Raw genomic sequence first — 17871 nt, 5'->3', positions numbered from 1 at the left:
ATGCCAAGTGCTGAAAAAGTCGGTTCGTCCCAGCTTTCCTCATGCTCCTCGCAGGGTCGGCAGGCCTATACCGGCTGCCTCGAAGCCGCCGTCGACGCCTAGCACTTGCCCCGTGATGTAGGTCGAGCGCTCGGAGCAGAGGAAGTAGATCGCGTCGGCGAGTTCTTCTTCGAGGCCGTAGCGTTCGAGAGGAATGGTGTCGTGGTAGTCCTTACGGATTTCCGGACTGTGGACCGCCTTCGCCATCGCCGTGTCGACCGGGCCGGGCGCGACGGCGTTGACGCGGATGCCGAGGCCGGCGAGCTCAACCGCCTGCTGCTTGGTGAGATGGTTGAGGCCGGCCTTGCTGGTGCCGTAGGCGACCCTGAGGGTCGAGGCACGCGCGCCGGAGATCGAGGTGATGTTGACGACCGCCCCGCCGGTCTTTGCCATGATCGGCGCGACGGCCTGCGTCATCAGGAAGGGACCGCCGAGATTGACGGCGAGAACGCGCTGCCACTCGGCGTTCGACGTCTCCAGGAGCGGCTTGAAGACAGCTGTCCCGGCATTGTTGACGAGGGCATCGATCCGGCCGAAGCGCTGGTCCACTTCGCCGACAGCCTTCGCGATTGCTGCCTCGTCGGCGACATCGGCGACGAGCGTCAGAACGGACTCAGGCGCGCCGATTTCGGCAGCTGCCTTCGCCTGCGTCTCGCCCTCGATGTCGAGGAGCGCGACCCGCCAACCCTCGCTAAGAAAGCGTTTCGCGGTCGCCAGACCGATGCCGCGTGCGGCCCCCGTGATCAGCGCGACCTTGCGGGTCTCTTCCATTCCGATTCTCCTTATTGCGGGCAGGTTCAGCGGCGCGTCACACGTCCGGCAGGATGACGATCTCGAAGGTGACGCAGACCGGGTTCTCGCCGCGCGTCAGGACGCCTTCGAAGATCGTCCCATCCATCGCGACGATCGCGACGTCGAGCCGCGCGCGGCCTCGATCGAGCCGACCGCTCCGGATCAGAAGCTCCGACGCATAGGACTCCATCGGCCGTCCCGCCTCGAAGCGCGCGCCGTTGAGGCTGCCGATGCCGTGGATCGCTGCGTTTTCGATGCCTTCATCGGCGGCGATCGCCTCCAGCGCTTCGGTCACGTCCTGATTGGGCCGCAGGGTAATGGCGAGGGCGCGCGGTCCATCGGACGGGGCATCGCCAAAGGGCTCGGCGGCAAACAGCCGGAAATTGGTCTCGGAATCCTCGCGGGAGCGGAAACATGTGCCGCGCAGTCCGACGCCCGTCACGCGCACCGGCTCGGCCGCGAAGCTCTCGTTCGGCAGCATATGTCCCATGGCGACCGGCTCGCCTTGCACGCGCCACAGTCCATGGCAGTGAACGAAGGGCTTGCCGTCCCGCTCGCCGACGATCGCGCCGGCTCGCTCCACGAGAACGGTGGCTTCCGGGGCAAAGGTCTCGGAATACCAGGCGGCATGGCTCGGACCGGGTGAACCGGCAGGCATCACATATTGAAACGGGTCCATCGCCGCGCCGGAGAGCACGACATAGGCCGCATGGCAGCCTGCCTCGGAAACGCCCCGGCCGAGCCCGGCATCCATGGCCTCGCCGGCCGCCACGGTGAAATCGAGCGGCACGCGGCCGCCCCAGGCCTTCGCGTGGCGGATTTCGGCGATGGGGCCCGGATGGCGGATCGTGCGCAGCGGCCCGGCCATCGTCAGGCGCTCACCGGGACGTCGAGCAGCCCCCGATTTTCCAACGCCTGGCGCACCAGCTTCTTGGTAATCTTGCCATAGGCCGATTTCGGCATCTCATCGAGGAAGACGAAGCGCTTGGGCAGCTTGTAGCGGGAGATGCGCGAGGCGAGGAATTCACCGATCTCGGCCTCGCTCACCTCGCCGCCGCCGGACGCGACGAGGACCGCGATGCCGACTTCGCCCCAGGCCGGATCGGGCACGCCGAAGACGGCGGCCTCGGAAATCTTCGGGTGGGCGAGGATCTTCTCCTCGATTTCGCGTGGATAGACGTTGGAGCCGCCGGAAATATACATGTCGGATGCACGGCCGGTTATGAAGAGATAGCCGGCCTCGTCCAGATGGCCGAGATCGCCGGTGAGAAACCAGCCGTTCCGGAACGCCTTCGCATTGGCCTCCGGGTTGTCGTAATAGCCCGCGAAGACCGCCGGGCCGCGCACGCAGATTTCGCCGGTCTCGCCCGGCGCAAGCTCTTCGCCGCTTTCGTTTTGGATCGAAACCTCCATGCCGGTGCGCTCGAAGCCGCAGGTGCCGACGCGCACGGTCTCGCCGTCCTCCGGGCTGTGCTCAGCCGGGGGCAGAACGGTGATGTTGCCGGTGACCTCGCCCAGCCCGAAATACTGGACGAGACAGGGCCCGAGCGTCTCCAATGCCTTCTTCTGGTCGGCCCGGTACATGGGTGCGCCGGCGTAAATCACGTAACGCAGGGAGCTGTGATCGGCCGTCTCGACGGCCGGATGTTCGACCAGCCGCTTCACGATGGTCGGCACGGTGAACATGTTCGTCACCCGCCAGCGGGCGATCAGATCCCAGACCTCCGCCGGATCGAACTTTTCGGAAGGCAGAAGCACCGTCGTCGCACCAGCCGCCACCTGTACCAGTTGATGGACCCCCGCCCCATGGGAGAGCGGCGCGACCACCAGCGAGACGTCCGCCGGCCCCGTTCCGGGCATCAGGTCGCAGAGATGGTTGGTGACGACGAAGGCCATCTGGCCATGGGTGAGAACCGCCGCCTTAGGCCGCCCGGTCGTGCCGGAGGTGAAGAAGAACCAGCAGGGATCGTCACGATCGACCTCTGCATTCTTCACCGTTTCGCCGAGGCGCTTGTCGACGAGGGCGTCGTAGCTTTCCCCGACCACGGCCTCGCCGATCGCGATCAGATGTTCGGGTGGATTGGCCGAAGCGCGGCAGGCGCTCGCATGATCCGGAAAGCTGGCATTGCAGATCATCACCCGCGCGCCGCTCGCCTCGCAGAGATAGGCGACCTCTTCCGGCGTCTGGCGGAAGTTCGTCGGCACATAGACCGCGCCCAGCCGGAAGCACGCGAACATCGCCTCGAACATCTGGTGGCAGTTCTGGGACTGGACGAGGATGCGATCGCCCTTCGTGACGCCGAATTCATCGCGCAGCGCTGCCGCGAAGGCGCTGATACGCGAGTCGAACTCACGCCATGTCCACTGCCGCTCGCCGAAGACGAGGGCCGGCCTCTCGGCAAGACGCCGGCTGCCCCTCGTCACGAAATGGGCGAGATTGGCGACGCTCGTCGAGCGCGGCGCGAGGCCGCCCTTCGGGTTGTCGGTCGCTGCCGTCACTTCGCGCGTTCCAGGATCGAGACGTAGTTCGCGACGGCCGCACCGCCCATGTTGAAGACGCCGGCGATCTTGGCACCCGTGATCTGCATCTCGCCGGCCTCCTCCATCAGCTGCATCGCGGCCATCACGTGCATGGAGACCCCGGTCGCGCCGATTGGATGGCCCTTCGACTTGAGGCCGCCGGAGGGGTTCACCGGCAGCTTGCCGTCCTTGCGCGTCGTTCCCTCGCGCACGACCTTGTAGCCCTCACCGCGCCTGGCGAGACCCATCGCCTCGTATTCGATCATCTCGGCGATGGTGAAGCAGTCATGGCTCTCGACGAAATCGAGATCGTCGAGCGTGAGGTTCGCCTCCTCCAGCGCCTTCGACCATGCGGTGCGTGCGCCGGCGAATTCCGTCGGATCGCGCCGGCTGATAGCAAGAACGTCGTTCACGTGACGGCGCGCCCTGAACGCGATCGCCCGTTCGAGCCCCTCGGCGACCTCTTCCGAGGCCAGCACGATCGCGGCAGCACCGTCGGAGACCAGCGAACAGTCCGTCCGCCTGAGCGGAGGGGCGACGTAAGGGTTCTTGTCGGAGACCGTGTTGCAGAACTCGACGCCGAAATCCTTGCGCATGTGGGCGAAGGGGTTGGCCATGCCGTTGGCGTGGTTCTTGGCGGCGATCATGGCGAGCTCTTCAGACCGGTCGCCATGTTCCTGAAAATAGCGCTGGGCGATGCGCCCGAAGATGCCGGCGAACCCGCCGGCGACGTCGGCCTCTTCCTCGCGATAGCTCGCGCCGAGCAGGATGTCGCCGATTTCGACCGTCGGGATCGCCGTCATCTTCTCGGCCCCGACGACGACGGCGATGCGGCCGCGGCCCGATTCGATGAAGTCCATCGCCGAATAGAGCGCGGCAGAGCCCGTCGCGCAGGCGTTTTCCATGCGCACCGCCGGCACCTGGCCGAGCCCGTCCTCGGCCATGCCGACGAGCGCGCCCTGGAAGTCCTGTTTGGAAAAGCCGTTGTTCATCACGCCGACGAAGATGCCGTCGGTATCGCTCATCTCGACGCCGGCATGCTCGATCGCAGGCCCCACGACCTCGCGCATCAGCGCCTCGGTGGAGGGGGCGTCGGACTTTCCGAAGCGGCTGTGCGACCAGCCAACCATCTGCGCTTTGCTCATGATCCGATTCCTTCTGCGGCGAGGACGCGGCCGGATGCCGCTCCCCGTGATGCTTCATCCCCGCCGGCCCGCCCCGGCGGGTGCGACACGAAGCGGGTTCTCAGGCGGCCTTCGACCTTGGCGACCTCGTCTGCGAGATCGCGGGCGAGTTCGGACCGGCGGGCCTCGCCCATCCGGCTGTCGATCGCGGCGATCGAGAGCGCGCCCGCGACACTCCCATCGGGATAGCGGACGGCCATACCGATCGCCCAGGAGTTCTGGAGAACGCGGCCCGGATTGAGCGCGTAACCGGCCTCTCGGGCAAGCGCGACATCTTTAGCGATGATCTCGGGCGAATAGGCCGGAAAATCTTCGGCGAGTATGGCCGCATTCGCCCGCGATACGCGGTCGACTTCCCCATCATCCAGCGCGGCAAGGATCGCCATTGCGCCGGCTCCGATGCCGAGCGGGTGACGCTGGCCGGGCATCAGGGCATGGGTGCGGATTGGGAACGCCCCTTCCTCCCGGTGGAGGCAGACGGAAAAATCCCCGCGCCGGATCGAGGCGAAGCACGTATCGCCAGTTTTCTTGGACAGCGCCGCGAGGCTCTCCGTCGCGCAGTCGAGAAAGCCATAGCGCCGGGAGGCGAGGATGCCGAGGACGTAGGCTTCCTCGCCGAGGAAATAGCGCCGGCTGACCGGGTGCTGCTCGACGAGACGCGAGCGCATGAGGGCGAGAACCAGCCGCCGCGCAGTCGCGCGATTGAGCCCGCTGGAGGAGACGATCGAGGCGAGACTCGCCCCGTCCTCGCAGGAGCGGCCGATCAGCGAGAGCAGCATCAGCGCCCGATCGACGCTCTGCGCACCACCGCCGTCGTTTCCCGCGCGCTCCAGCGTATCCAAGCCGTTCCTCGTTCACAATGTGGACATCGATTGGTGCCCGGTATTGTCAGATAATCGAATTAAACTTGCAAGCGCCGTCGGCTGATGGCAACTTGCCGGAAAGCAGCGCTATTGGGCATCCATAATATGGATGAAGGAGGTGGAGCTGCCGCGTGTCAATCGGGAGGAAAACGATGAAATTGACCAAGCTCGCCGCCGCAGCGGCCATGGGCGTCGCCTTCGCGGCCGTCACCCTGACCCCGGCGCTCGCCGAGACGTTCCGTCTTTCGCACAACACCAACGACACGACGACCTGGCAGAAGGGCGCGGAGAAGTTCAACGAGCTGCTCGAGGAGCGCTCCGGCGGCGAGATGGACATCCGCATCTTCCCGAATGCCCAGCTCACCGGTGGCGATCAGATGAAGCAGGCCGAGATGGTCGGCCGCGGCAGTCTCGATTTCGTCGTGACCTCGGCGATCAACGTGACGCCGCTGGTGCCGGAGATGGCCGTCTTCTCGCTCCCCTATCTTTACAGCGGCTATGAGGATGTCGACGCGACCACCTCGGGCGCGCCGGGCGACAAGATGGAGGAGATCCTCGCAGAGCGCGGCATCGTGGTGCTCGCCTGGGGCGAGAACGGCTTTCGCGAGGTGACCAACAACGTCAAGCCGATCAAGGCTCCGGCGGACATGGAAGGCCTCAAGATGCGCGTCGCCGGGCCGATGTATATCGACGTGATGAACGCGCTCGGCGCGAACCCGCAGCAGATGCAGTGGACCGAGACCTTTTCGGCGCTCCAGCAGGGCGTGGTCGACGGCCAGGAAAACCCGATCGGCGCGGTGATCATTCCCCAGCGCGTCTACGAGGTGCAGAAGTATCTCACCACCTGGCACTATTCCTACGATCCGATCTTCGTCGGCGTCTCCCAGCAGCTCTGGGACAGCTGGGATCAGGAAACCCAGGAGATGGTCCGCACCTCCGCCGAAGAGGCGATGGAGTACCAGAAGGAAATCACCCGCAAGGACACCGAAGAAGGTGCCGCCTTCCTGACCGAACAGGGCATGGAGATCTACGAGCCGACGGATGAGGAGATCGACGCCTTCCGTCAGGCCACCAAGCCTGCCTTCGACACCTGGGCCGAGAAGGTTGGCACGGAGATCGTCACGCTCTTCCAGGAGACGATCGACGGCGGATCCGGCGGCTCCGATGAGGCCGGCGCATCGGGTGCTTCGGACGCCTCCGCCGAAGAAGCGAATGCCGAGGCCGGGGAAGCCGGGACCGAAGCCGCGCAGTAAGGCCTTCGGACGTGAGCGGGCCGAGCATGACTGCCTCCGGCCCGCCTCCATACCGATGATCCCGATCCTCGCGGCCCGCGCCCCTCACGGCACCGGGCCGCTTTCTTGCCGATGAGGCCCAAGATGCGCCATGTTCTCGGCGAGGCGGAGAAAATCGTCTGCGCCGCCGTCTTCCTCGCCATGACCGCCCTCGGCTTCGTCAATGTGGTCGTGCGCTATCTGACGAGCTATTCCTTCGCGGCGACGCAGGAACTGCTGCTCGACGGCTTCCTTATCCTGACGATCTTCGGCGCTGCCATCGCGGCCCGGCGCGGCGAGCATCTGGCGGTGACGCTCTTCACCGATCTGCTTCCATCCTCGGCGCGGCGCATCGCGATCCTCCTCTCAGGTGGGCTCTCGCTTCTCCTGCTGCTCCTCTCGGCCTGGTACACGGTGGAGCTCGTTCAGAACCAGTATCGCAGCGGCATCACCTCGTCGGGCATGCAGATCCCGGAATGGTATGTCTCGGTCGGACTGCCGATCGGCTTCCTTCTGATTGCTATCCGGCTGATCGAGGGCGGTCTTGCCGAATGGCGTGAGCCGGGCGGCGTGCCCGACGACGGCAGCGGGATTTGAGCGCCGTGTTCGATCTCGATCCCGGCACCCAGATGGTGGCCCTCTTTTTCCTGCTGCTTCTTTTGAGGGTGCCGGTCGCCTTCTCGCTCGGCCTCTCCTCGCTCTTTGCCATGTGGCAGCTCGGCTTCGGGCTCGATCTTGTGGGCGATCTCCTGTCGAGCGGCATCGCCAAGTTCTCGCTTCTGGCGATCCCCTTCTTCATCCTTGCCGGAACGCTGATGGGCACCGTCGGCATCGCGGAACGGCTGATCCGCTTCTTCCGCGTCCTCGTCGGGTCGCTGCCGGGCGGCATGGGCATCGTCGGCACCGTCGTTTGCCTCTTCTGGGGCGCGGTCTCGGGATCGGGGCCGGCCTCGGTCGCCGCCATCGGCCCGCTCATCGTGCGCGGCATGGAGGAGGACGGGTATCCGAAACCCTTCGCGGCAGCCCTCGTCTGCACTGGCGCGGCACTTTCCATCGTGATCCCGCCCTCGATCGGCCTCGTCATCTACGGCGTTATCGCAGAGACCTCGATCGCCAAGCTCTTCATCGCCGCGATCATTCCCGGCATCGTGATGGGGCTCCTGATCATCCTTACGCTGCCCTTCGCCGGCAAGGCGCGCCATGCGGCTGCCGGCGCGAAGACCGGTTCGGGCCTCGCCGCCCTCTCGCCCCAGCCCTACGCGGAGATGGGCTATCCCGCGCGCCTCGGACGCTCCTTCCTCGACGCGTTCTGGGGCCTTCTGACGCCGGTCATCATCCTTGGCGGTATCTATCGCGGTGTCTTCACGCCGACCGAGGCCGCGATCGTCGCCACCGTCTACGCGCTTTTCGTCGGCGTCTTCATCTACCGCACGCTAACATTCCGGACGCTCTACACTGCGCTGACGGAGGCAAGCGCCTCCTCGGCCGTCGTCATGCTGGTCGTTACTTTCGCCAGCCTCTTCGGCTGGGTGGTGACGGTGGACGACCTTGTCGGCAAATATTCCGATGCGCTGCTTGCGATCAGCGACAATCAGTGGGTGATCCTCGCCATCATCATGCTCGTCGTCCTCGTCGCCGGCATGTTCATGGATGCGATCACCATCATGTTCATCGCGCTGCCGATCTTCCTGCCGGTCGTCCACGAGCTGAACTGGGACCCGGTCTGGTTCGGCGTCGCGCTGATGGTCAATCTCGCGATCGGCCTCTTCACGCCTCCGGTGGGGATCAACCTCTTCGTCGCAGCGAACATCACCAAACTATCGCTGGAAAAGATCGCCCTTGGGGCTCTGCCATTCCTGCTGACCAGCCTCGTCGGGCTCGGCCTTATCGCGGCCTTTCCCGGGCTGTCGCATTTCCTGCTGGCCTTCATGGAGTAGTGCTATCGCGGTGCCACTATGGAGGGTCTGGCTTTACCGCACTATGCGGAGGGCTACGCTTTCGGAGCGTCTCCCTGCGGGCAACTGCAATATCCGGCCCTCGATTGGGATCGCTCTGCGCCGCCCCCGATCTTCAATCGCGGCTTTCAGCCGCGAGGTTGTGCCGCCGGACGCGGCGAACTGGCATGATGGCGGTGGCTCTCCGGCATCGAAACCATCAATAGGATGAGCGGCCTCCGGTATCGGCATCGGCAGCAACCGGTGTTCCGTCGCCTCCGGTCTCTTTGAGAATCGCAAGGCCCGCGCTGGCGCCGATCCGGTTCGCGCCCGCCGCGACCATCAAGTCGAAGTCCTCCGGCGTGCGGATGCCGCCCGAGGCCTTCACACCGAGCCGGTCGCCGACGATGCCGCGCATCAGGCGAACATCGTCCTCCGTTGCGCCGCCGGAGCCGAACCCGGTCGAGGTCTTCACGAAATCCGCGCCGGCTGCCTCCGCGATCCGGCAGGCCTCCTCCTTCTGGGCCTTGCCGAGAAAACAGGTCTCGATGATCACCTTGAGGACGCGTCCCGGCGAAGCCTCGCGCACGGCTCGGATATCCGCTTCGACCGCTTGATGCTCGCCGGCGAGCATGCTGCCGATATCGATCACCATGTCGATCTCATCGGCCCCGTTTTCGCAGGCCCAGGCCGCCTCGCCGGCCTTCAGCATCGGCGGGATCGCGCCGAGCGGAAAGCCGACCACGGAACAGGTCTTTACCTTCGAGCCGTGCAGCCGTTCGGCGACGAGCGGAACATGGATGGGGTTGACGCAGACCGAAGCGAAACCGTGTTCAAGCGCTTGCACGCAATAGGCCTCGACATCGCGGGCCATCGCATTCGGCTTCAACAGCGTGTGGTCGATCATCGCGGCGATCCGAGCCGCGTTTTCCGGTCGATCGGACATGAACGCCTCCTCCCGACGATCACCCTTTATGTTACGTTCGCAACGTTTCTTGTAACGAACGTTACATGCGTGATATGCGTTGTCAACAAGGTTGCGTGTCGTGACCGGCATGGTGGAGAGGCAGGAAAAGCGTGACGGCATCCCGCAGGAGCGAACGTCTTTCGACGCTGCGAAAGGCCGTAAAGGACGACGGCGTGCTCCATCTCAGCGAAGCCGCCGAGAGGCTCGGCGTCTCGCAGATGACGGTCCGGCGCGATCTCGCCACAGCCGAAAGCGATCTCGCCTGCTATGGCGGGCACGTCTTCGCCGCGAATGGCGACGCAGGCTACCGTTTCGGCGATCACCGCGAGTACCATGCGCCGGAAAAAGCCGAGGCCTGCCGCCGGGCTGCGGTTCTCGTCGAAGCGGACGACACGCTTTTCATCGATTGCGGCACGACGCTCCTGCACTTGGCGCGGCATCTGCCCGAGGTGCCGCTGACGATTATATGTTACGGTCTTAACGTTGCGCTGGACGTCAGCGCGCTACCCACGGCGCGCCTCGTCTTGCTTGGCGGCGAATTCCACCGGTCCTCCGCTTCGTTTTCGAGCCCGGAAGCGCTCGTGACGCTCGACCGGATCGGCATCAACAAGGCGTTCATCTCGGCCGGTGGCGTTCACCCGGACCTCGGCGCGAGCTGCTCCAATTTTCATGAAGTCGCCATCAAACAGGCGGCGATCGCCCGCGCGGTGTCGTCCTATCTGGTCGTCGACAGCAGCAAACTCGGTGCCGTAAAACCGGCCCGCTTTGCGGACGCCGACCGCTTCGAGCGCATCGTGACAGAAAAGGGCGAACTCCGCCCGGACAAGGTGCCGAAGAGCGTCTGAAGGGAAGAGCGCACAGCCTGGCGGCTCAATCAGGCAACTGAATCTGCCCCTCCAGATAAAGCACCCCATAGCCCGAGACGACCACCGTCTCGTCGTCCACCTCGCACCAGAGATCGCCGCCGCGCTCCGAAACCTGTTTTGCGCGGAGCTTCGTCTTGCCGAGGCGTTCGCCCCAGAAGGGGGCGAGGAGACAGTGTGCGGAGCCGGTGACGGGGTCTTCGTCAATGCCGGCGTTGGGGGCGAACATGCGACTCACGAAATCGATCGTTTCGCCGTCCGCCGTGCCGCCCACAGCCGTCACGACCACGTCGCTGCCCGGCGCGGTGGCGACCGCGTTGCGCGAGCGGACGGCCGCGACGGCGCGAATATCGGGTTCTAGGTCGCGCACATCCTCCGCCTTGTCGTAAACGGCGAGGAAGCAAGTCTCGCCCGCGACCTCGGTGAAGAACAGCTCGCTCGGGGCCTTGCCGAGGGCGGTGGAGAGCCCGTCATGGGCCTCGTGCGGCCCCCAGCTGCGGGCGGGAAAGCGCATGACGAAGCGGCCATCTTCGGCCCGCGCCACCGTCAGTTCGCCTGACTGGCGGGTGGCGAAGGTGAGCGTTGAGGCCTCGACGCCGAGGCATTCGGTGAGGACGAAGGCGGTGGCGAGCGTCGCGTGGCCGCAGAGCGGCACCTCGACCGTCGGCGTGAACCAGCGTAGCTCCCAGCGGTCCTCGCCGGCCGGTACGAAATAGGCGGTCTCGGCGAGATTGTTTTCCGCCGCGATCTTCGTCAGCATCTCGTCGGGCAGCCATTCGGTGAGGGGCACGACGGCGGCCGGATTGCCGGCGAAGAGCTCGCGCGTAAAGGCATCGACCTGGTAGATTGGGAGTGTGGTCATCGGCAGGGTCCTCCGTCCAGTCGGGCGCGGCGGGTGTTTGTTGAGAAGGCCCGCCTCAAGCCCTGTTGATCCAGTCGTCGCCGCGTTCACCGCTTGTATTCGATGAAGCCGCTCTTCGTCGCGATCCGATCATAGAGCAGGCGCGCCGTGGCGTTATCTTCCTGGGTCATCCAGTAGACCTTGCCGCAGCCATGGGTATCGGCCGCCGCATAGACCGCTTCGATGAGAGCCCGTGCGATGCCGCGCCCGCGCCGATCGGGCTCGACCCAGAGATCCTGCAGATAGCAGACATCCTCGATCCGCCAGCCATGGCGGTGAAAGAGATAATGGGTGAGGCCGACGAGCTGCCCGTCCTCGATCGCCACGAGCCCGCGAAACTCGCCGGGCTCGCCGGAGAGCATGCGCTCGAAGCTCGACCGATAGACTTCGTCGGCGACCGTGGTTTTGTAGAAGGTCAGATACTGCGTCCAGAGCGCGCGCCATTCGGTTTCGTCATCCGGTGTCAGGGCGCGGATTTCGAGGGGCATGGCAAAGCTCCGTTTTTGCTTTGCTTGCCTCACAGCGCCTCACGCGCCGGATTGCCAATGAAAACTTAGAATGGGTGCATCGATCTTCGGAATGGTACGGCGCAAAGGCCTATTGTGGCTGCCGTCTTCGGGCGGAGGACAGTGCATTTAGGGTCCGTCGGTTTTCGCATCTGCGAAGGGACCTATCTCCCAGCTTCCCGAGAACAGCGCCCTTTGCCGGGAGCGTTCCATTCCCGATGCATTCGAGACCGTAGATCCATGACCGCGCCCAGCGAAACCGCGACGACCATGCCGACGGGCGAACAGCGCGGCATAGGCACGCTGCTGACGACGCTCTTCGCCTTTGCCTGTGGTGCGCTTGCGGCGAATCTCTATTACGCCCAGCCGCTGGTCGCGCTGATCGGGGCTGATACCGGGCTCTCGGTCTCGCTCGAAAGCTTCATCGTCACCGCCGCCCAGGCGGGCTATGCGATTGGGCTCGTCCTCCTTGTGCCGCTCGGCGATATCCTCGAAAATCGCAAGCTGATCCTCAGTACAATGGCGCTCAATCTCGTGAGCCTTGCCGGGCTCGCGCTGCTGCCGGGGCTCGCCGCGCTGTTTACGATGATCCTCGTCGTCGGTGTGACCTCGGTCGCCGCGCAGATGATCGTGCCGCTGGCGGCCAATCTCGCACCGGCCAGTCAGCGCGGTGCCGTGATCGGCAATGTGATGACTGGCCTTCTCGGCGGCATCCTGCTCGCACGGCCGATCGCGAGTTTTCTTGCCGACTATATCGGCTGGCGCGGCGTCTTTGGCGTCTCCGGCCTTGCTGTCGCGATCATTCTCGCCGTCGGCGTTTTCGTCATTCCCCATCGCCAGCCGCAGGCCGGCAAGGGCTATGGTGAGCTGATCGGCTCGCTCGGCCGCCTCTTCGTGAGGGAGCCGGTGCTGAGACGGCGCGGTCTCTATCACGCGGCGATGTTTGCGGCTTTCTCGGTGTTCTGGACCGCAGCGCCCATCATCCTCTTTCGCGAGCCGTTCAATTTCTCCTCCACCGAGGTCGCACTCTTCACGCTCGCCGGCGTCTTCGGTGTCTTCGCCGCGCCCGTCGCGGGCCGGCTTGCCGATCGCGGCCATGTGCGGACCGGCACGATCGTCGCGATTTCGCTGGCGATCCTTGCCTTCGTCCTCGCATGGTTCGGCGAGACCACGTTCTGGCCGCTGCTGCTCGCCGGCATAGTCATCGATCTCGGTGTGCAGGCCAATCTCGTCCTCGGCCAGCGGGAGATCTACCAGCTCGATGAATCGATCCGGAACCGGCTGAACGCGGTCTATATGACGACGTTCTTCCTCGGCGGCGCGCTCGGTTCGGCCCTTGCGAGCCCGATCCTCGAAAGCTTCGGCTGGACGGCGGTCTGCCTTGTCGGCGGTGGTATGCCGGCGGCCGCGCTCGCCTATTTCGCCGTCGTCGAGGGGCGGGCGTCTTCGCAAGAGGGCTGAAGCGCTTCCCATTTGTCGAGAAACGCCTCGATCGGAAGCTCCGCCATGTCCGGAACCGCCTCGAACAGGGTGTCGTCCGGCCAGTCCCACCAGCACAGCGCCTGAAGGCGGGTGATGATCGTCTCGTCGAACCGCCTGCGCAGCGGTTTCGCCGGCACGCCGGTGACGATTGTGTAGGCGGATACGTCTCGCGTTACCACCGCATTCGCGCCGATGACGGCGCCGTCGCCAACGGTGACGCCCGGCATGATCACCGCGTTCTGGCCGATCCAGACATCGTGGCCGATGATCGTGCGGTTCTCGCGCCGTTCGTCGAGAAACGCCTGATCCACCGAACGCCAGCGGAAATATTCGTTCGGCCGGTAGGCTATCTTGTGGGTGGTGACGCGATCCATCGGGTGGGCAAGTGCGTTGATTCGCACATTCGGCGCGATCGAGCAGAAGCGGCCGATCACCGCATAGGTCGCGTGTCCACCGGGTTCGAAATAGGAATAGGCACCCACAGTCACGTCTCGAAGCGTCACGCGCTGGCCAATTTCCACATGCTCGCCCAGCTTGCAGCCCTTCGTCGCGGCGCTTGGGTGGATTTTCGGTTGCGGGTCGCGGAACCGCAGAGCCAAGTGGGATGGGTCCTGCTCTGGATCATAGGCGGGCATGGTGTTAACCGAGGCTCAGACGGCGGGCGTTGATAGCCACGCGCCGCAGGGTTTGCGATTTGGGTTCAGGATGACCAATTCGATGCGAAATGGCGAGAGGTTCATGGCAGCGCCATGGGGTCGATCGCTCGTTCTCGCGTTCTTGGTCGTCCTCATGGCGGCTCTCTCGTTCGGTGCCGTCTCCGGATGGCTCGCCTATGGCGAAGCGATCTTTCTGACCGCAGTGGCTGAAGGGTGGGCGCTCTGCTTCTAGGCTGCGGAAGCTTCGATCGCGATCGTTTCGAACAAGGGACGTTATGAAGGCATTTCGAATTGCGCTCTGGGTCGCGGCCGCCCTGCTTGCAGGGGCGACGCTCGCCGTCTTCTGGTCTATGCAAAATACGAACCGGACCGCGATGGCGAACGAGCCCTACGGCTCGCCGTTCCAGCTCGTCGATCAGAACGGCGATAAGGTAACAGAACAGGCCCTGCGAGGTCGCCCGTCCGCTGTCTTCTTCGGCTTCACCCATTGCCCCGAGGTCTGCCCGACGACGCTCTACGAACTGTCGGGCTTCCAGAAGGAGATCGCGTCTGAGGGCGGCAAGCCGTTCCAGATCGTCTTCGTGACAGTCGATCCCGAGCGCGATCGGCCGGAGACGCTCAAGAACTACGTCGAATCCTTGAGCGACGATGTTCTCGCGATTACCGGCGAGCCGCAGAAGATTGCGCAAATGCTGAAAGGCTGGGGCGTGATCGCCGAAAAGGACGGCGAGGGCGAAAACTACAACGTGAACCACACCGCGACGACCTTCCTCATCGATGAAGAGGGACGACTCGCGGGCACGATCGGCTATGGCGAAAACGCCGAGATGGCGCGGGGCAAACTCGAACGGCTCTCCGGCGTCTGATCGCGTTCCTTACGACGAGAGTTGCGTCGCCGAGCCCGATAGTGCACGGAAGCGGCCCTTCACCATCCCGCATGGTCTTCACCATGCTGTGCCATGGCCTATTCTACACATCCTAGTCACTTTCCGGATCGGACCTGAATGAGCGATCTCGCTTTCCAACTCGCGTTGATCGGCTTTGCCGGTATTGCAGCCCAATGGGTCGCCTGGAAGCTTCAGCTTCCTGCGATCGTCCTTCTTCTCGCCGTAGGGCTTGTCTTTGGCCCATTCACCGGCCTCATCAATCCGGCTGAGGACTTCGGCGATCTCTATACGCCGCTGGTTTCGACGGCTGTCGCGATCATCCTCTTCGAAGGCGGGCTGACGCTCAACTTCCGTGAGATCAAGGAGACCTCGCGCGCCGTACAGCGGATCGTCTTCTTCTCGGCGCCGCTGGTCTGGGCCCTCACCGCCATCGCGGCCCACTATGTGGGCGGTCTTTCATGGCCGACCTCCATGGTGCTGGGCGCGCTTCTGGTGGTGACCGGGCCGACGGTCATCATGCCGCTTTTGAGAAACGCCAAGCTGAAGAGCCGGCCGGCCTCGATCCTGCGGTGGGAGGCGATCGTCAACGACCCACTCGGCGCGCTTTTCGCCGTCATGGCCTTCGAAGGCTATCTCGTCCTGCACGGCAGCCATGAAGCCGAAGGGCTCGCCTTCTCGCTGGTCATCGCCCTCTTGATCGCCATAGGCGGCGGTATCGTTGCGGGCCGGGCGCTCGGCTGGCTGTTCACCCGTGGCCATTCGCCGGAATATCTGAAGGCGCCGATCCTCTTCGCTGCGGTCGTCGCCATGAATGCCCTGACCAACATGGTGCTGGAGGAGGCGGGGCTTCTCACCGTGACGGTCATGGGCATCACCATGGCGAACGCGAAGATATCCTCGCTCAACGAGCTGCGCCGCTTCAAGGAAACGATTACGATCCTGCTCGTGTCGGGTCTCTTCATCGCGCTCACCGCATCGCTGCGCATGGAGACGCTCTACAGCCTTCAATGGGAAGCGCTGTGGTTCATCCTGATCGTGCTCGTCGTCATCCGGCCGATCGCGATCGGCCTGTCGACCATCGGTGTCGGCCTCGATTGGAAGGAACGGCTCCTCATCGGCTGGATCGCACCGCGCGGTATCGTGGCCGTGGCCGTGGCCGGCCTCTTCGGGGCGACCCTCTCGCAAATGGGCGTTGCCGACGGCCAGGACATGATCGCCTACACCTTCGCCGTCGTCGCGGTGACGATCTTCCTGCACGGCTTCACCCTCGGACCGCTGTCGAAGATCCTTGGCCTCAAGGCGGCGATGCGGCCGGGCATATTGCTGGTCGGTGCCTCGCCCTTCACGATCGCCCTGGCGCAGCGGCTGAAGACCGACGAGGTGCCAACCCTCATCGCGGATGCCAACTGGTCGCACATCACCGAGGCACGCTACGCCGAGATCGAAACCTGGTATGGCGAAATCCTCTCGGAGGCCGCCCATCACAATCTCAATCTGGCGCGCTTCGACCACATGATCGCGGCGACCGACAACGATGCTTACAACGCGCTGATCACCACGGATTTCGCGCCGGAAATCGGCCGATCGGACGTCTTCCAGATTGGCCGCAACGGCAATTCCGAGCGGCGCTCGATGAACTTCACCATCGGCGGGCTTCCGCTGTTCCAGCCCGGCAAGACCTATAACGAGTTGAACGATATGGTCGAAAACGGCTGGGTGTTTCAGTCGACGCGGCTGACCGAGGAGTTCGATTACGCCGACTTCCAGGAGGAGCGACCGCCGGAAACGCAGGTCATTCTCTGGATCAAGCCATCCGGTGCCATCATGTTCGCGACGGTCGAAGGCGCCGGTAATCCGGTGAACGGCGACCGGATCATCTCCTTCGTGCCGCCGCGGCTTGCCCGCGAGAAGGAAAAGATCGAGAAGGCGACGACGACCGATCGCGAAAAGCGCCAGGAGCGTGCGCGCCAGACCATCGAAACCGTGACGAACAAGGCCTGATCGCTTTGCAGATCCGTTATTTCGCGCAAGGTCCGAAGCTTGAAGCCGAGCGCTGGTACGCCGCGCTGGAACTGGCCTTCGAGGACGAGGGTGCGCCGATCGCAATCACCGAAATCGACGAGGCGAAGGCAGTCTTCGAGACCGCTGCCTATCTCGACGTCGAGGAAGGCAACGACCGGGCGCATGAATTCGCCGAAGCCGCAGGAATTGCCGTCGGCGAGGTCGGCCGGGAGGAACTCCCCGACAAGGATTGGATGGCCGAGGTTCTGGCGGGGCTCAAGCCGGTGCGGGCAGGGCGCTTTCTGGTTCACGGCCGGCACGACCGGGACAAGGTGCAGCCCAACGACATCGCCATCGAGATCGAGGCCGGCATGGCCTTCGGCACCGGCCATCATGGCACGACAGCCGGCTGCCTGACCCTTATCGGCGAGGAAATCCGGCGCAAGCGGCCGAGGGAAGTGCTCGACCTCGGCACGGGCAGCGCGGTGCTCGCCATCGGGGCGGCCAAACTCGGGCGGTTGCCGGTTCTCGCGACGGATATCGACCCCGTTGCCGTCGATGTCGCGCGTGAGAATGTCAGCGCGAATGGCGTTTCCCTTCTGGTCGACATCGAGACCGCGACTGGCTTTCGCTCGCCCACGATCCGCGAGCGCGGCCCGTTCGATCTCATCGTAGCGAACGTGCTGGCGGGACCGCTGAAGGCGATGTCCGCCGATTTCGCCCGAAATCTCGCGCCCGGAGGCAGGATCATCCTCTCCGGTATCCTCACGAACCAGCGCCGCTCGGTTCTGGCCGCTTTCAGCAATCAGGGCCTTTACCACCGCCGCACGATCACCATGGGCGAATGGGTGACGCTGCTCTTGGGACGATGAATGGCTGGACTGGGTGATGGGGTGGACGCCCCCGGCGGCATCGATGTGCCAGAGTGAGGGTGTTGAACATCACTCGAAGGAGGCGTCCGTGCCTGAGGTTACCACGATCGGTCTTGATATCGCGAAGAACGTT

The 17871-nt window shown here is 64.5% G+C and carries 18 protein-coding genes; 9 read left to right on the top strand and 9 right to left on the bottom strand.

All coding sequences use genetic code 11. From position 1 onward, the window contains the following. Nucleotides 1-39: 39 nt before the first annotated feature. Genes ABRA89_RS18000 through ABRA89_RS17980 form a run of 5 tightly spaced genes read right to left on the bottom strand, consistent with a single transcriptional unit; the run spans nt 40 to nt 5377 of the window. Complete coding sequence (locus tag ABRA89_RS18000; protein ID WP_349942883.1) at nt 40-810, bottom strand: SDR family NAD(P)-dependent oxidoreductase; 771 nt, start codon at nt 808-810, stop codon at nt 40-42. A 37-nt stretch (nt 811-847) separates the two neighbouring features. Beyond that, a complete protein-coding gene (locus tag ABRA89_RS17995) occupies nt 848-1699 on the bottom strand; it encodes a PCC domain-containing protein (RefSeq protein ID WP_349942882.1) in 852 nt (283 codons plus the stop codon). 2 nt (nt 1700-1701) lie between these two features. Beyond that, complete coding sequence (locus ABRA89_RS17990; RefSeq protein ID WP_349942881.1) at nt 1702-3330, bottom strand: acyl-CoA synthetase; 1629 nt, start codon at nt 3328-3330, stop codon at nt 1702-1704. Then, complete coding sequence (locus ABRA89_RS17985; protein WP_349942880.1) at nt 3327-4496, bottom strand: acetyl-CoA acetyltransferase; 1170 nt, start codon at nt 4494-4496, stop codon at nt 3327-3329. The genes ABRA89_RS17990 and ABRA89_RS17985 overlap by 4 nt, the downstream gene beginning before the upstream one ends. Then, a complete protein-coding gene (locus ABRA89_RS17980; RefSeq protein ID WP_349942879.1) occupies nt 4493-5377 on the bottom strand; it encodes an IclR family transcriptional regulator in 885 nt (294 codons plus the stop codon). Before ABRA89_RS17980 ends, ABRA89_RS17985 begins: the two co-directional genes overlap by 4 nt. 173 nt (nt 5378-5550) lie before the next feature. Here ABRA89_RS17980 and ABRA89_RS17975 point away from each other — a divergent pair, with 173 nt between their 5' ends. The 3 genes from ABRA89_RS17975 to ABRA89_RS17965 all read left to right on the top strand — a co-directional run bounded on the left by ABRA89_RS17975 (nt 5551) and on the right by ABRA89_RS17965 (nt 8606). Continuing rightward, complete coding sequence (locus tag ABRA89_RS17975) at nt 5551-6651, top strand: DctP family TRAP transporter solute-binding subunit (RefSeq protein ID WP_349942878.1); 1101 nt, start codon at nt 5551-5553, stop codon at nt 6649-6651. 123 nt (nt 6652-6774) lie between these two features. Next, entirely contained in the window at nt 6775-7266 is a 492-nt protein-coding gene (locus ABRA89_RS17970; RefSeq protein ID WP_349942877.1) for a TRAP transporter small permease, read from the top strand. Between the two features lie 5 nt (nt 7267-7271). Continuing rightward, entirely contained in the window at nt 7272-8606 is a 1335-nt protein-coding gene (locus tag ABRA89_RS17965; protein ID WP_349942902.1) for a TRAP transporter large permease, read from the top strand. A gap of 217 nt (nt 8607-8823) precedes the next feature. Here ABRA89_RS17965 and deoC read toward each other — a convergent pair whose 3' ends face one another. Further along, the gene (gene deoC, locus ABRA89_RS17960; RefSeq protein ID WP_349942876.1) at nt 8824-9549 is read right to left on the bottom strand and encodes a deoxyribose-phosphate aldolase; all 726 of its coding nucleotides are present in this window, start codon (nt 9547-9549) and stop codon (nt 8824-8826) included. A gap of 131 nt (nt 9550-9680) precedes the next feature. On the opposite strand from deoC, the gene ABRA89_RS17955 reads away from it, so the two are divergent. Beyond that, nucleotides 9681-10415 carry a DeoR/GlpR family DNA-binding transcription regulator gene (locus ABRA89_RS17955; protein WP_349942874.1) on the top strand — a complete coding sequence of 245 codons (735 nt, stop codon included), beginning with the start codon at nt 9681-9683 and terminating at the stop codon, nt 10413-10415. A 25-nt stretch (nt 10416-10440) separates the two neighbouring features. Here ABRA89_RS17955 and ABRA89_RS17950 read toward each other — a convergent pair whose 3' ends face one another. Then, complete coding sequence (locus tag ABRA89_RS17950) at nt 10441-11295, bottom strand: PhzF family phenazine biosynthesis protein (RefSeq protein ID WP_349942873.1); 855 nt, start codon at nt 11293-11295, stop codon at nt 10441-10443. Nucleotides 11296-11381: 86 nt separating this feature from the next. Beyond that, nucleotides 11382-11822 (bottom strand): GNAT family N-acetyltransferase, encoded by a 441-nt coding sequence (locus ABRA89_RS17945; protein ID WP_349942872.1) that lies wholly within the window; start codon nt 11820-11822, stop codon nt 11382-11384. A 258-nt stretch (nt 11823-12080) separates the two neighbouring features. On the opposite strand from ABRA89_RS17945, the gene ABRA89_RS17940 reads away from it, so the two are divergent. Further along, nucleotides 12081-13301, top strand: a complete 1221-nt coding sequence (locus ABRA89_RS17940; RefSeq protein ID WP_349942871.1) for an MFS transporter — start codon at nt 12081-12083, stop codon at nt 13299-13301. On the opposite strand, the gene ABRA89_RS17935 is transcribed toward ABRA89_RS17940, so the two are convergent. Then, nucleotides 13256-13921 carry a DapH/DapD/GlmU-related protein gene (locus tag ABRA89_RS17935; RefSeq protein WP_349942870.1) on the bottom strand — a complete coding sequence of 222 codons (666 nt, stop codon included), beginning with the start codon at nt 13919-13921 and terminating at the stop codon, nt 13256-13258. The two genes, ABRA89_RS17940 and ABRA89_RS17935, sit on opposite strands and share 46 nt — an antisense overlap. Nucleotides 13922-14060: 139 nt before the next feature. Here ABRA89_RS17935 and ABRA89_RS17930 point away from each other — a divergent pair, with 139 nt between their 5' ends. The 4 genes from ABRA89_RS17930 to ABRA89_RS17915 all read left to right on the top strand — a co-directional run bounded on the left by ABRA89_RS17930 (nt 14061) and on the right by ABRA89_RS17915 (nt 17738). Then, a complete protein-coding gene (locus ABRA89_RS17930) occupies nt 14061-14210 on the top strand; it encodes a hypothetical protein (RefSeq protein ID WP_349942869.1) in 150 nt (49 codons plus the stop codon). A gap of 43 nt (nt 14211-14253) precedes the next feature. Then, entirely contained in the window at nt 14254-14844 is a 591-nt protein-coding gene (locus ABRA89_RS17925) for an SCO family protein (RefSeq protein WP_349942867.1), read from the top strand. A 138-nt stretch (nt 14845-14982) separates the two neighbouring features. Further along, entirely contained in the window at nt 14983-16866 is a 1884-nt protein-coding gene (locus ABRA89_RS17920; RefSeq protein ID WP_349942866.1) for a cation:proton antiporter, read from the top strand. A gap of 5 nt (nt 16867-16871) precedes the next feature. Further along, nucleotides 16872-17738, top strand: coding sequence for a 50S ribosomal protein L11 methyltransferase (locus ABRA89_RS17915; protein ID WP_349942865.1), 867 nt, complete (start codon nt 16872-16874; stop codon nt 17736-17738). Nucleotides 17739-17871 lie beyond the last annotated feature (133 nt).

Origin of the sequence: Fulvimarina thalattae, from assembly GCF_040239565.1 — a bacterium.
Lineage (GTDB): Bacteria > Pseudomonadota > Alphaproteobacteria > Rhizobiales > Rhizobiaceae > Fulvimarina.
This window is presented reverse-complemented; position numbering and strand designations above follow the sequence as displayed.

What these genes read in the sequence shown, in the direction of transcription:
- ABRA89_RS17970 (WP_349942877.1), top strand. Translation starts at nt 6,775, where the DNA reads ATGCGCCATGTTCTCGGCGAGGCGGAGAAAATCGTCTGCGCCGCCGTC.
- ABRA89_RS18000 (WP_349942883.1), bottom strand. Translation starts at nt 810, where the DNA reads ATGGAAGAGACCCGCAAGGTCGCGCTGATCACGGGGGCCGCACGCGGC.
- ABRA89_RS17925 (WP_349942867.1), top strand. Translation starts at nt 14,254, where the DNA reads ATGAAGGCATTTCGAATTGCGCTCTGGGTCGCGGCCGCCCTGCTTGCA.
- ABRA89_RS17950 (WP_349942873.1), bottom strand. Translation starts at nt 11,295, where the DNA reads ATGACCACACTCCCAATCTACCAGGTCGATGCCTTTACGCGCGAGCTC.
- ABRA89_RS17945 (WP_349942872.1), bottom strand. Translation starts at nt 11,822, where the DNA reads ATGCCCCTCGAAATCCGCGCCCTGACACCGGATGACGAAACCGAATGG.
- ABRA89_RS17920 (WP_349942866.1), top strand. Translation starts at nt 14,983, where the DNA reads ATGAGCGATCTCGCTTTCCAACTCGCGTTGATCGGCTTTGCCGGTATT.
- ABRA89_RS17930 (WP_349942869.1), top strand. Translation starts at nt 14,061, where the DNA reads ATGGCAGCGCCATGGGGTCGATCGCTCGTTCTCGCGTTCTTGGTCGTC.
- deoC (WP_349942876.1), bottom strand. Translation starts at nt 9,549, where the DNA reads ATGTCCGATCGACCGGAAAACGCGGCTCGGATCGCCGCGATGATCGAC.
- ABRA89_RS17940 (WP_349942871.1), top strand. Translation starts at nt 12,081, where the DNA reads ATGACCGCGCCCAGCGAAACCGCGACGACCATGCCGACGGGCGAACAG.
- ABRA89_RS17985 (WP_349942880.1), bottom strand. Translation starts at nt 4,496, where the DNA reads ATGAGCAAAGCGCAGATGGTTGGCTGGTCGCACAGCCGCTTCGGAAAG.
- ABRA89_RS17975 (WP_349942878.1), top strand. Translation starts at nt 5,551, where the DNA reads ATGAAATTGACCAAGCTCGCCGCCGCAGCGGCCATGGGCGTCGCCTTC.
- ABRA89_RS17995 (WP_349942882.1), bottom strand. Translation starts at nt 1,699, where the DNA reads ATGGCCGGGCCGCTGCGCACGATCCGCCATCCGGGCCCCATCGCCGAA.